Here is a 14,964-nt window from a genome sequence, read left to right as displayed (position 1 = left end):
TGTTTGAATACGGGCTTACGAAGAATCATTAAAATTCATTCAAACAAAAGCACATTGATAAGCAGAAGTATCTGCCAATCAATGTGCTTTTATCAGCCAGAGAAACTATCTATATTTAGGTATATCAAGAACCAAAATATATTCATCTAGTAAACTATATAATTCATACATTTTTGAAGTCTGCTTAAAAGCCCAGCCAATATCCGTTGCATATTGATGTGACGCATACATATTTACTGCTGCAAATGCAGGATTCCAACGCATTTTATATAATGTGTCTTGTCCATTGTTTACATATCCTTTACCAATGAAAGCTGCACCACCTACTATTGCTTTTTCCGGCGAAAACCATCCTGCTTCATAGGCATATTTTGCACCACATTCATTTGGACAGGTATCCTTAGCATTTATACCAAACATATTGTACGTCTTTTTAATATCTTTCAGACTACTTCTATTACTTGATGTTACAAGGACTAAGTTACCATTTTTATCCTTTCCGACCTCAATACCATTTGCTAATGGAGAAGAACCATTCCCTGTTTCTAATAAGGCATGGGAAATAAGATAGATTTCATTTAAGCCATATTGTTTGGAACCATCAACAAATGCTTTTGCTTTACCTGATAAAATTCCCTTATTTTTTAGAATTTTATTATTTACTTCAACTACATTTATATTTGCACTTTGTGATAATTTTAAGAATTGTAATGAATCCTTGAAATTGCCTGTGAAATTTGAATAATTCAAGTAATATTTCAAATCATTTTCATCAGGCGTCACCCATCCTGAAGTGTACTTCACATTATACCAAATATATCCATCCTCACCTTTAATACTAGAGTATATTGTTAGTACCTCACCATTCTTAACTTTCCCACCTTGGATATAATTGTTACCCGGGCCTCTCCTTAAATTCCAACTATCTCCAGTAATCGTTCCAGTATCATTACGAATACTATCTTTTTTAAATGCATCTTGTCTAATCCAAAGTTTGTATCGCTTATCTGTCTGGGGATTTGCAGCCATCTGAATTTGTACCAATGTACTTAGACCGACAACATATGAAGTATATTTACTAATGATGTCTTTAGGCTTTAATAAATAGGATCCATGAACCCATACTGATTTCCCATCCAATTCTCCTCGGTACCAGATAATGTTTCCTACTTTTTCGGTTAAATTAACCTGAAATACTTTAGTTTCATATTTTGAAAGTTCGTCGTAAATAAGATCTTTTTTTCCGCCCCATGCCTTGCTAAATGCACTGCCTGTTCCCTTTATATAGAATGTTTTTGCTTGATGGTCAATCCCTATATGTGGATTTGTTGTCAAGTCAGTCGCCTTCGCCCAGCCCACTATTCCACTTGTACTGCTTGGCTGTTTACTTAATAAGTAAAATGTTTGGCCATTTACAATCGCCTGTTTCTTAATGTAGTAAACTGCATTCGTATAAATGGATCCAGCAGTAAATGAGGTCGAGTCTTCACCAATATTTCTATAGATCTTTACGCTGCCACTTCGGATATGGCCCAACCTGCTTGTTTGACTTTCTACAATCACCGTTACATTATTTGATTGAATCCAAACTGTTTTGCCATCCAATTCTCCGCGGTACCATACAATATTTCCGACCTTTTCTGTTAAATTCACCTTAAATTCTCGATCTTGGTAAACAGATAGGTCTTCATTAATGTAATCTTTCTTTCCGCCCCATGCCTTACTAAATGCACTACCCGTTCCTTTGATTGCAAATATTTTTGGCAGTTTATCTACTCCGAAATGTGGCTGTGTTGATAAATCAAGTGCCTTTGCCCATCCAACAACGCCGTATTCACTGCTTGGGTTATTACTTAGTAAGTAATAGGTTTCATCATTTACTTTGGCCTGTTTTTTAATGTAATAAACCTTATTCGTGTAAGGGAATCCTGCCGTGAATGAGGTAGAGTCATCCCCTATATTTCTATAAATTATTACGCTGCCACTACGAATATGGCCTAACCGACTCGTTTGACTTTCCTCAATTAACGTTACGTTACTTGATTGAATCCAAACTGTTTTGCCATCCAGTTCCCCGCGGTACCATACAATATTTCCGACCTTTTCTGTTAAATTCACCTTAAATTCTCGATCTTGGTAAACAGATAGGTCTTCATTAATATAATCTTTCTTTCCGCCCCATGCCTTACTAAAAGAACTACCCATTCCTTTGATTGCAAATATTTTTGGCAGTTTATCTACTCCGACATGTAGCTGTGTTGATAAATCAAGTGCCTTCACCCATCCAACTACACCGTATTCACTGCTTGGGTTATTACTTAGTAAGTAATAGGTTTCATCATTTACTTTAGCCTGTTTTTTAATGTAGTAAACTTTATTCGTATAAGTGGATCCTGCCGTGAATGAGGTAGAGTCATCCCCTAAAATTCTGTAGATTACTACACTACCACTTTTAATGTGGCCCAACCGGCTAGTTTGACTTTCCACGATATTTTCCATTACAAAGGTGTTAGATATATCTATAGTATTCGGAAGGTTACTATTATCTAAATTTTCATCTGTGATGATAACTTCATTACCTTCCTTAGAATTAACTTCCACATTCACACCATCTGAATGGGTTGAATCATCTACGAAACTATTAATTTCATTACTATTAGAAGTTATGGAACCTTCCTTAATAACACTCTTCTCTTCTTGTTTCTTTTCTAATTCGGTTTCTTGTGTTTCTGAGGATTCATCTAATGTTGCTTCTTCTGTATTATTCTCGACATCATTTGTATCAGTTAAGGTTTCATCGACTTTATTAAGATCAGCATTTTCTGCATTTGACTGTTCAGGATTAGGGGTTGAAAGATCCTCAATGTTTACTAGATTACTTTCTGCTGATGTATAATATGGGCCAATCAAACAAAAGATTAATACTAGAACTAATAATCTAGATATATATTTCATTTAAACCTCCAAGATGTAACGCCACTCGACTTTTTAAGTAATTACATGAGGCTATTTTCACAGTATTTTAAGTTACTATATTCCCTATAGTCTTATTATTCTTTAATACCAAAAGTAACCTCATTCATAATAATAGAGTAATATTGTTAGCAGATTACCAAAGAGCTTTCCTTTTCGAACCTTAGTAGGGATGAGGAAACATCGCGAGCAATACTATTGAGGTTCTTAATGAAACTCCAACTCGTGTTTGTCGTTTTCTGTTTATACTCTCTATGTCACTAAACAACAATAATCTCCTTTCCAAAAGCAAATTACGACATATCAACACAAAAAATAATTTTATTCCCTAAAAAATATCACCCTCCTATTAAAATTTGAAACTACAAAAGCTATTATCCTTTACTTTTTCTAGTTTGTGAACAATTACCATATATTTTTTTTAAAAATTTGTCTAGAAATAAATATTTCACTCTTCGACAAACTTCTGCTTTTTTCAATAAAAAGAGCCTTACTATAGGAAGGCTCTTAAGGGTAGACAAAATATATCCCAATAAAACAATTCGGATGTATTTTGTCATTTTTACATTTATTCAGTTTAAAAACTGTTATCTTGTGGCCCATTTTATACTATTTTGGTGCTTTACCACTTGTCCAACTGACCAACTTTTTCAAATTCAGGGCATCTATAATAAACATCGCGCTTATATCGACAGTTTTATATTAATATGATTAGAGAATTACTCCAGAAATCCATCCTTTTTCTTTGTGGCATGTTCAAAATTCGTCCACGCACCTAGTGTAACATTCGTTATTGACTTAGCATAAGAAGAAGACTGTCGATTAATTTGATTTTTTTCAGATTTGTCGACAGTCTTAACCTTACTAACTCTTCATTTTAATAATAAAATTTCTTCATAGACTCTTTTGCAGTTGCTAGTATCAAATTTGTAATAAAATTTTTCCACACGTTTAATATATTCTTCATCCATGATGCAACCATTTTTGATTGTATTGATAATACCATTTAATGTGGAGTCATAATCATAGTAAACTGGCCCAAAGCCGTCTTTTTCATAGCTAAAGTACCCTTGTTGATATAAATGATTTTGGTAAAACTCATCCTCATCAAAATGTGTGTAAATAATTGGTTTTTTAAGGTATGCAAAATCAAAGAAGACACTTGAATAGTCAGTTATTAAAAGGGAATTATTTTTAAACTCTTCTTGGTAATCAACTGGATTTCTCTCCAACTTAACAAACTCATTATCAGTAAAATCTTCAATTTGAATTAGAATGGACGGATGTAGACAAAACTTAGCAGAAAATCCACTTTCCTCTAATGCTTTCAAAAGTTTAGCGTCATTAATTAAATTATTGTAAAAATGAAAATAATTGGAATCCTTAAATCTTGGATTATAAAGCCTATGTTTATTATCATCTAACGGACCAGCTAAGTATTGACGCCATGTAGGGATAATAAGTATAGAACGCTTTGTATCCTTCTGTTTATTCATTAGATTATCATAACGAGGAAAACCTGTTAATTTTACAACGTCATCATTGTAATAAAAGTCATAATTCAATATGGATTCATATTCCGTTTTTCCTGCAGTAACAAACAACTTGATATTTTTATTGTATTTGTTCAGCCAATTTGAAATATCTTCTTTTGTTATACCATGCTGTAAAAAAACAAACTTAAATTTGTATAAATCTTTAACAAAACTTCTTTTTTTACCGAAAGCATTTATTACAAATTCATCAGCATGAGAAGATATTACTTTAGAACTAAGCAAAAAGAACAATTTATATTTAAATGAGTCATACTTAATAACTTTCCCTATTTTCTTTAATTCATTATAATCCCGGCTATTCTCAGAAATTACAAAATACGGAAAAATATCTTTGTCTTTTTGTTCCACTACATATTTAAATAAATGTCTTGCATTATCATTAGCTATATTAATTCTGTCGGATAATAACCAAATTTCCTTTTTCGGTTTAAACTTCTTTAAATAAAGGGAATATACCGTATAAAGCAATCGATATAACATAATTGTATATTCCTTTTTCATATATAACTGCTTTAGAAAAAACATCTCATTTTTTATTTGCACTTTTGCACTTCTTCGAAAGAACATTATTTTTTGTTTTTGGTATTTTATTATATATTTACTTGCAACAAAATACGAATTATTAATATTTTCATTTAACTTCCCAAATTTCCCAAAATTAATACCAATCTTCTTGTTATGTTCTTTATACTTAATGACTGCTTTTATACTTTTTACTTTTTTTAAAGGGATTTGCACTTTAAATCCAAGCAGCTGAAAAATTTCTTCATTAAATGAAAATCTTGTTTTGTGGGACCTCTTAAAAGTTTCAACATCATATATTTCTCCGTTGTTCGTTTCAAAGTAGATCTCATAGCTGTCTTCTGGCAACATGATATTAATGTTACCCTCTAATATTAATTGTTTATTATTCACCTCCAAAATTTCAATTACAAGTTTGTTCCTATTACTCAAATTGTCAATAGAAATATTATTAAAAAAGAGTCCTCCCTTACTATAACGAACCTCTTCTCTTATATCTCTGCCATACTTTAAACATAATGCAAATACCTTGTACTCCCGCCATAAATTCCGTTGTTCCCAAATGATATAGTCATCAATATTTTGTAAGAGATCAATAATTATACTCTTATATTCCCTTTGTTCTTCCTCTGTTAATTCTGAGGAAACTACCCCTTTAAGTCTCCATTGTAAATCATACATTACATAAAATTGAATGTATGGTATGACATAACCAAATTTTTGTTTGGAGTATTCCATCACAAATTTATAGGCATATAAAGGAGTATCAAAATACCAAGATTTTGATTTTTCACTTATTTGAATAGCAGACGTATTGTCGAATCGTTTTCGGTATTTATATTCAACAGAAGATAATATCCCATACTTTTTCTTTTCAAGTAAAATCTGACACATAAATTTAGAATCCTCTGAAAACTTTACTCTTGTATCAAATTCTAGCCCTACTAAAGCATCACTCTTAATAAATGAAGAGGGACAACTCAATTGGATGTAATTATAATTTTCAAATATATCGATGATTTTATCCTTTTTAAATTTGTAATCAAGTATATGGTAGTCCTCTTTTGCTCCAAAGAATTTCATCCTTGTTGCAATGACATCCACTTTATTCTTCCACTTTTCAAATTTTTCATATACCGTACTAAATGTATTTTCCGGCCACAAGTCATCCGAATCTAAAAAGTTAACATATTTACCCTCAATATATTTCATTCCATTATTACGTGCCGCACTGACGCCAGCATTTTCCTGTTTAATATAAAATATATTATTAGGATAAAGCTTTTTATACTTTACACAAATCTCTTCGGAATTGTCTGTGCTTCCGTCATTCACCAAAATCAGTTGAATATTGTCAGTGAACCCAATGTTTTGGTTTACCACTGACAAGATCGATTCCTCTAAATATTTCTCTACATTATAAACTGGCATAATTACAGTAAATTTAAATTTATATTCCATGTTTGACCCCTCTATGCCGACTTTATTTTAAATATAATATTATTGTGAATATAGTCCTACTCTAATTTTTCAAGTAAGTATACTTTAATTAAAAATATTAGACAAGGATTTATATATCCAGTATTTATCCCAAAAAAGTTTATTGATTCATTAGATATAAAAAGATACAATTTTCATTGTATAATTTAAATCTTCTTTAACCGAGGTATATGATGAAAAAAAAGAATGAATTTCAATTCTCAAAGAAAATGACTTCTCAAGCAAAAGGTTTAGCTATTCTATTAATGGTTTACCATCATTTGTTTACATTCCCTGATCGTATTTCATCAGTTGATTATGCTCCACTAATGATGTTTAATGGTCAGCCCTTAGATCAATTAATTGGTGCATTTGGAAAAATATGTGTTTCAATTTTCCTTTTTACAAGTGGTTATGGGCTTTATCAAAACTTTTTAAAGAATAATTCCTTCACTTTTAAAGTAAGTTTAAAGAAAATTATTCAATTCTTAAAAACTTACTGGATTATTTTTATTATTTTTATTCCAATAGGTCTTATTTGGTTTCATAACCAACCGAGATATGTATTTAACTTAAAGAACTTTTTATTAAACTTCACCTCACTTACAAATACCTATAATCGTGAATGGTGGTTTGTGCCTTTATATTTGGAATTAATAATAATATTCCCTATTCTTATTAAGTTGATTGAAAAAATTCCCTTAATCGTGAATTATTTATCCTTTATTAGTCTATTTTTTGCTGGTTTTTTTCAAAATGCTATCCTCTTATTTCCTAACAACATACTAATACAACTTTTAATGAATCATCTAAGTGTTTTATTATTGTGGCAAGTAGTATTTATAGTTGGTATTTATTTCTCAAAATACTCAGTATTTGAGAAAATTAACCAATTTCTTAATAGATTAAAATTGGAAAATATCCTGTTTTATCTAATAGTACTCTTTATTTGTTTTTATATTAGGCAATTTACACTCCCTTGGATTATTGAAGTTAGGGGGGCGAAAATAAGCGGAATTTATACGTATGCTGACTTCATCTTAACTCCAATATTGATTTTTTCTTTTGTCAAAATTGTTTCTTATACAAATATTTTTTCAAAATTGTTTGCGACTTTAGGTAAACATTCAAACAATATTTGGCTAACGCATACTTTTTTCATTTACTACTATTATCAAAAAATTATTTTTTTACCATATTTCTCTATTCTCATCGTAGGTTGGGTTTTTATCCTAACTATTGTTGTATCAATATGTGTTAACTTTATAAGTAATAAAATTAATTTCCTTGATATAAAAAAACAGAGCACTGTTAATAAATCCCTTTTACATTAAAAATCAATCACCTACTCCAAAATCAAAATATGGAGTAGGATTTTTTATTTGTTTTTTAAAGATATTTAGTAAGTATAAAAGATCTCACTCTAACAGTTTGGCGTTATAAGTTAAACCAGGATAATTTTCCTTTCCATTTAAATAGACAACACTCTTTTCACTACTTTCTCCGTAGATTTTCCATCATGCCAGCTGCAGAATCGTTCATAGAATGCAGCGTATCTATCTGAGTATTGCTCACTTATCACATCAATGTTTGCAATCGCATCAATGACGGCATCACTTGTCCGCAGTAATGGTCCTGGGCCTTCATTTTCAAAATCCAGATAGAATCCTCTTAATTGGTCCCGATACTTATCCAGGTCATACGTAAAGAATAAAATAGGGCGCTTCAGATTTGCGTAATCAAAAAATACAGAAGAATAATCAGTGATAAGAATATCCGAAATCAGATATAATTCAGCAATATCATCATACTTAGAAAGATTGAATGCAAAGCCATCCAAGCCTTCCACATTAATATCATCCGCAATAAAATAGTGCATCCTTAGTGCAACTACATAGTCATCTCCAAGAGTTTCCTTCATTTTATGTAGATCCAACTGCAGTTGAAATTTATATTTTCCCGGCTCATAGAAGTCATCATCCCGCCAGGTTGGTGCATATAGCACTACCTTTTTGTTGTCAGGTATTCCAATGTTTTTCTTTACTCTTGCCACAATTTCTTCCTTTTGCGGTGAATAAAGAATGTCATTGCGGGGGTAGCCAAACTCCAGCATTTCGTTATCAAACTTAAAGGCACTCCGAAAAATTTCCGAAGAATAGCGGTTCGGCGATAATAAATAATCCCACGCCCGTGACTGCATATAGAAATCCCGCTTATATCTTGGATTGGCCGAATAGACGTCCTTCATATCAAATACCAATTTTTTTAGCGGAGTCCCATGCCACGTTTCTAAAAAAACATTTCCCTCTCGTTTGACAAGATGGAGCGGTTGCCGCATATTATTGATCCAGTATTTCGATACCGCAAAATAATAATAGTAGGCAAGACTGAATCGTTTTACGATTTTCGCATTTCCAGGAATTTGACGATTTTTATCATTGAAAACCCAGATACACTGATAATCAAGATTGTTTTCAATAATATATTCGTAAATATTTCGAGGACTATCCGAGTAGTTTTTTCCTAAGAAGCTCTCAAAAATAATGTAATTCTCCTTCATCGGAAATCTCAAGAAAAACTTATTGTAGATGTACCTTTTAAGCCTAGTAAACCCTTTTATCGCATTCTTAAAATCCCTTGCTTCTACATGAAGTTTATATCCTTTAATGAATTTGTCTTTATTTCCAGCACGTAACTGATTGACTTCCCTTTTAATATGACTAGGCTGCGAAGCAATGCTAGCTGGGTTGAGAATACTCATTGCTGAAGACAATAAGTCAAAGAACTCATCCATGTGTTTTTGGTCGTTAAAAATATTTATAACCTGTCGTCGATAGAACCTGAGAAGCAGCCCGTCCAAATATTCCTTCACTGATTGATACGTTCCATACTGTTGATTCATTTCCATATAGACTTTGATAAAATCACGAGTTCTCTCTTGGATTGAACGTTGGACCAGACTTGGATTGGAAATGGGGTCATTACGAACCCGTTGAAAATATGTATGGATATTCAAGCTGGGTAAACTCTTTACGTATAAGAGAAACGGGATGATCCCCGATATATCTGTGGCTCCTTCCGTGCCCTCATAAAAGCGAACCTTATGTTCCTTGATGAAACTGCTCCGAATCAATACATTTAAAATACTTCCGCTATGGAATATTTTTTGACTTGGATTAGGGGTCACGATGACTTCCGTAGGCTGTGGAACCTCTAAATCATTGGGTCTTAATAATCGTTTAGTTTTCCCTGCAATCGCGGGTGCATCTTCAATAGATGATAGAAGAATTTCAATCGCTTTTTCTGCTAGGATGTCCTCACTATCTAGAAAAAGCACAAACTCTCCAGTTGCGGAACTCAAGCCTTTATTCCGTGAGTAGGCTACTCCCTTTTTTGATTCATTTTTTATATAGACCATTCTTTTGTCGTGTTGCAACGTTTCAATGTATCGAGTATTTTCTGCATCCGAACCATCATTTATGATGATAATCTCCAGATTCGTATAGGTTTGTGATAATACGGAATTTAAACAATCTCCGATGAATTCCATGGAGTTATAATATGGGATGATGATTGATACCGTCGCTTTTTGTTTAATATTCATGCTTTTTCTGTCACACTCCCTGAAATTTCGACAATATTCCTATTAGATTTTAACAATTAATCATTGTTATGTATAGATTTTGTTAATTTATACAATTTTATCGGTTTATTAGACGATTTGTGTTAATGAAAATCAAATAAAATGACTGGGGACATAATTGATAGACAAGAATACATCAAAAGGGGAAGGATTGAACAGATGAAAAAGTAGTATTTTATTAGCTTTTTTCTAGCTGTTATTATTTATACAAAGTATCGGGGGAATCCCTTGAATTTTCAGATCTAAATATGCCTATACCTTAACCACAACAAAAAGAGCTGCCTCTCTTGCAGCCCTTTTTGTGTTTTATTATTGTAAGTAAATCTTAATTGTATTGTGGTCAAACACATTTTAAACATTTTAAATGGTCTGATTAAAATCTCTTATCATTCCAAAAATTCTTCACAATATGTTTTTGCGGGTTATAGACCTCTAGTGTATAACCTTTTTTGCGCAGGTAATCAATAATAATCGGAAGCTGCTGTGCTGTTCCTTTTGAATCATGGAATAGAATCACGATTGGTCCCTTTTTACCTTTAAGTCCGGATTTCACTCTTGATGTAATCGTCTTCGGACTGGTCCGATTATATTTCCAATCAAGTGTATCAATGTCCCAATCCCACATTTTAAAGCCCTTTTTTGCTAATGCATCCCTTAAGGGTTTCTTCATATAGGGTTTGCTTCCATACGGCGCACGGGTTAACATACTATTAAACTTCGAAACTCTTAACAAAGTTTGCCGTGTCTTCTCCATTTCGACTGCAACGTTCTTTGAACTTCCGCGATATAATTTTTTAACACTGTGGGAAACACTGTGTAATGCTGGATAATTGCCTTCTTTAATCATTCTCTTAACCGTTTTAGGATTTCGTTTAATGTTTCCTTCGATCATAAAAAAGGTTGCATGTGCTTGTTTCTTTTTCAAAATATCAAGTATTTTAGGCGTGTATTGATTCGGGCCATCATCAAAGGTCAAATAAACAACCTTACTAGCTGTTTTCTCGCTCGCATACGTTTTATTTGTTGAAAAAAAACAAGTACTTAGCAGAAGCAGCATCGCAAAAATGACTGTGGTTGTTTTTTTTAACATATCTTTTTCCCCCTCTAAAAATAAGGCTGTGTTAAAGATTAATGTTGATTTTGGCACTCTGTTGTTTGGATTAGAAGGCACGAAGACTCCTGCGGGNNAATCAACAGACATGTTTAACACAGCCAAAATTAAAAAACTCTAAATCTTCTATTCTAAGATATGCAATTGACGCTTTTCCTCAATTCTCGTGCAAAAGAAAAATCCTACGTGATGAATAATCCCGCATGATTCCAAACAACCTATGGATAAAACGAGATTTTTTCCTGAGGTGAATGATATATGGAAGATAAACCATTTATTTTTTCTAGAAATATGACCGCGATTTCCAAGGGACTTGCCATCGTCTTAATGGTTTATCACCATTTATTTGCTTTTCCCAACCGTATTGAGGCTGTCCATTACAAGCCGATTATGATGGTTGATAACTTACCTTTAGACCAGCTCATCGGTCAGTTTGGTAAACTATGTGTAGCTATTTTCCTGTTCCTCAGCGGATTGGGTCTTTATAAAAGCTTCGAATCAAAACACAAGTTTACCTTCCGCCAGGGGCTGATAAGGGCATTTAACTTTTTTACTATTTACTGGCTTGTCTTTTTTATTTTTATTCCGATTGGACTCAAATATTTTGATGACACGGTAAGGTATGCGTGGAACCCTAAACTGTTTATTTATAATTTATTTGCTCTGATTCATACCTATAATGGCGAGTGGTGGTTCATCTCTGTTTATATTGAATTGGTATTGCTTTTCCCACTAATTATAAAATTGATTGAAAAATGGCCTACTTTGACAAGCTACCTCTCGTTTATTTTTTTGTTTCTTTCTGCTTTCTTTTTACACATTGACGAATTTTTTTCTAACCTAGAACTAGTTCAAATTGGAATCAATCATGTAGGGACGTTATTTCAGTGGCAAATCATGTTCATTACTGGGATCTACTTTTCCAAATATTCTTTATTTGAAAAAATGGATGCATTTTTCTCTAAAATACACCTAAATAATAAGATCGTGTTTTTGCTGCTTCTTGTTCTCTATTTTTATTTCAGACAGTACTCTTTCAAATTTATTATTGAAACAAGAGGACCTGAAATAGAAGGAATTTATAATTACTCAGATTTTATTCTTGCCCCTTTGGTGATTTTCTCGTTTGTGAAACTAGTTCAAAATATCACCATACTGGAGAGGTTATTTCTTCTATTAGGAAAACACTCAACGATTATTTGGCTGACACATACCTTTTTTATCTATTACTTTTTTCAAGAAATCAGCTTTGCTCCTTACTATTCGACCCTAATCGTGATTTGGGTATTTATCCTAACCATCATGGTTTCGATCGGAATTAACTTCCTAATCGATCTGGTTCATATTCCTTTTTTCAGAAAAACGAGGATGGGAACGTCTTAATAATAACTAATCGCTTGGCTTCCAAATTGTTTCCATCCCTCAACAAATGTTTTGATCGGGCGCTTTTTATTCTTCGTTCCATCCAACGGATCATTGAAATAAACATATTTAGAATCGTAGCCAGTGATCACAACTGAATGTTCCTTATAGGTAATCCGAACCGTTCCATGTGAAGTGTACCATGTCTGCCAATAAGAATTAGGAACACGGCTGAACCAGCTCGTATTAATAATCCAGACCGGATGGCCGGCACTTACGTAACTTAAAATCGTTTCGAACGGCTTTCCAGTTAAATTTTTAATCCGATTCGGTTTATATCGTTCTGCTAAGGCTTCAATCGGTTTATTAAAAACGCCTAACCCTGGTTTATTGAAGGTATACATATTGCCGACAAACCCATAATTAGGATGGCCGAAATAGATTTTGCCGTTTTTCCGTTGCATGACAGCTGGGTCCTTTTTCACTTGTTTGGCCAGTGTCATTTTATTTGCCTTTGTACCTGAATAATTCAACATCATCGCTAAACTCGTCACTTCACACCCACGCGGCAGCTCAGGCATTTGGCGAATGACGGACACATTCAATTTCTGCTTTTTTAGCTTGGGCTGTGACTTAACAATCACTTTTCTTGCTAAACTTTTATTTTTAGCTTGATCGACAGCATACACCTCGATGACCGTTTGCTTTTTTTGCTGCGGAATCGGAAAAGAATAATTCCCGTTTTTGTCTGCAGCCTTCTTTAAATAATACTTTGAGTTTCTATTTACATAAACGATGGCATTTGCCTCTGCCTTACCTGAGATCGTAAAGGACTTATTAGTCAGATTATTTACCGTAGGCATTTTCGGCGGCGTTTTATCAATCACACCAGTGGCTGCCTCTGCCTTACCTGTGTTTGCTGCAAATAGCAGTAAACTCAGCAATGGTACCATCCATTTTATTCTCTTCATCTCTCGTCAACCCCTCCATAGAATGATTTAAAAAAGCTAGGGGTGAATTCTCCCTAGCTAAGACGGAAAATTTACATGCTTATACTAAGATCAGCAATATATTTACTAGCGACATATCCGACTCTTCCACCTAAATCAACAACATAGTAATCTTTATCAATTTTGAAAAAATAGTAATCTTGGTCTTTATTAATATAGGCAATGACCTTACCTGCAATAGTTTTGTCGACTACGGGTGTTTTCTCCTTCATTTTAATGATGCCGATTTGGGGAAGGTTTGCAGCCCAGCCGCTTACTGTCGTTTTCTTTAGGGCAACCACTGATTTCTTTTCAATATATCCGGTGCCTTTTCCGAATTTGACTCCAAACCAAGTACCCTTGGTTGAGATAATTTTTAGAGTTTGGTACTTTTTCAATGTTCCAATCGCAGCTGTTTTGCTGTTATTTTGATAGATGGTTACATCTGCTTTACTCTTAAAATATGGTGCTGACGCCTTCGCTTTGTGATATTTGTTAACTATAGCCGCAACCCCGGCAATGACCTTTTGTGACTTCTCAAAGGAAATACCTTTTGTCATGATTGCTAAGACGTAAGGGTTTTTGTCATACACAATCGCTGCATCGTTATAGATTCGGTCTATTGGAATCATCCCAACCTTGTGGGCCACGGGGGTCCCCTTAATTCCGCGTGGAATGGTCGTATTATAAACGGACTTTTTCAAATAGCCGACTAGTTCTTTGCCTAACGGGCTTCTATTCGAGAATTGATAGAGCCTTTTCGCATAGATTGTTAAATCTTTTGCAGAAGTTAAATTTCTCCCATTCGGATAGGCATACTTGCCGCCAACGCTTTTCATATATTTAATAAAATTTTGTTGTCCGACTCGTTCCTTTAACATGATAAAGGCAATATTATCACTATAAATCATCGCTTTTTTAACCAAATCACGAATGGTGTAGTACGTCCCAACTTTATCCTTTTGAATGACGCCGCTGCCGCCATAATAATGATAACTCTTGTATTTCAGCTTCTGATTCAAATTGATCTTGCCTTTAGCTGCTTGCTCCATAATATAAAGGGCTAGCGGCAATTTAATCGTGCTTGCCGCACGAGTAGAGGTCTTCCCTTTTATTTGAAAGCTCTCACCTGTTACTAAGTCCTGGTACTGCAGCATAACTACACCGCCAGATTTTTTTATGTACTTGTTTAGTTCAACAGTTACCTTTTTAGTAAAATCCTGATGCGCTGTTAATTCTGCAGCATTTGCCTGTTGGCTAGGGATAATCATGGAAAATACTAAAAAAGCACTAATTATTCCTAGTAAAAAACGTCCTGCCTTCAACCCT

General features: G+C 33.5%; 8 protein-coding genes. 2 read left to right on the top strand and 6 right to left on the bottom strand.

The features are described from left to right. Positions 1 to 105: 105 nt before the first annotated feature. On the bottom strand, positions 106 to 2,955 hold the full coding sequence (locus COJ96_RS23420) for an N-acetylglucosaminidase (protein ID WP_098576218.1): 2,850 nt from the start codon (positions 2,953 to 2,955) through the stop codon (positions 106 to 108). A gap of 890 nt (positions 2,956 to 3,845) precedes the next feature. Beyond that, on the bottom strand, positions 3,846 to 6,512 hold the full coding sequence (locus tag COJ96_RS23415; RefSeq protein WP_098576217.1) for a bifunctional glycosyltransferase/CDP-glycerol:glycerophosphate glycerophosphotransferase: 2,667 nt from the start codon (positions 6,510 to 6,512) through the stop codon (positions 3,846 to 3,848). A gap of 212 nt (positions 6,513 to 6,724) precedes the next feature. On the opposite strand from COJ96_RS23415, the gene COJ96_RS23410 reads away from it, so the two are divergent. Beyond that, positions 6,725 to 7,864 carry an acyltransferase family protein gene (locus COJ96_RS23410; RefSeq protein WP_180230231.1) on the top strand — a complete coding sequence of 380 codons (1,140 nt, stop codon included), beginning with the start codon at positions 6,725 to 6,727 and terminating at the stop codon, positions 7,862 to 7,864. Between the two features lie 137 nt (positions 7,865 to 8,001). Here COJ96_RS23410 and COJ96_RS23405 read toward each other — a convergent pair whose 3' ends face one another. Both COJ96_RS23405 and COJ96_RS23400 read right to left on the bottom strand, forming a co-directional pair. Next, the gene (locus COJ96_RS23405) at positions 8,002 to 10,134 is read right to left on the bottom strand and encodes a bifunctional glycosyltransferase/CDP-glycerol:glycerophosphate glycerophosphotransferase (RefSeq protein ID WP_098576215.1); all 2,133 of its coding nucleotides are present in this window, start codon (positions 10,132 to 10,134) and stop codon (positions 8,002 to 8,004) included. 412 nt (positions 10,135 to 10,546) lie between these two features. After that, positions 10,547 to 11,263: a polysaccharide deacetylase family protein gene (locus COJ96_RS23400; protein ID WP_257148618.1), complete on the bottom strand. Its 717-nt coding sequence runs from the start codon at positions 11,261 to 11,263 to the stop codon at positions 10,547 to 10,549. 279 nt (positions 11,264 to 11,542) lie between these two features. On the opposite strand from COJ96_RS23400, the gene COJ96_RS23395 reads away from it, so the two are divergent. Then, positions 11,543 to 12,667, top strand: coding sequence for an acyltransferase family protein (locus tag COJ96_RS23395; RefSeq protein ID WP_098576214.1), 1,125 nt, complete (start codon positions 11,543 to 11,545; stop codon positions 12,665 to 12,667). Here the strand turns inward: COJ96_RS23395 and COJ96_RS23390 are convergent. Then, the gene (locus COJ96_RS23390) at positions 12,664 to 13,617 is read right to left on the bottom strand and encodes a C39 family peptidase (RefSeq protein WP_098576213.1); all 954 of its coding nucleotides are present in this window, start codon (positions 13,615 to 13,617) and stop codon (positions 12,664 to 12,666) included. The genes COJ96_RS23395 and COJ96_RS23390 overlap by 4 nt on opposite strands. Positions 13,618 to 13,688: 71 nt before the next feature. Continuing rightward, positions 13,689 to 14,960 (bottom strand): serine hydrolase, encoded by a 1,272-nt coding sequence (locus COJ96_RS23385; protein ID WP_180230230.1) that lies wholly within the window; start codon positions 14,958 to 14,960, stop codon positions 13,689 to 13,691. Positions 14,961 to 14,964: the final 4 nt, after the last annotated feature.

The organism is Bacillus sp. AFS073361, assembly GCF_002567005.1.
Lineage (GTDB): Bacteria > Bacillota > Bacilli > Bacillales > Cytobacillaceae > Neobacillus.
Note: the sequence above shows the minus strand (reverse complement) of the source record. Positions and strands in the feature narration are given on the sequence as shown.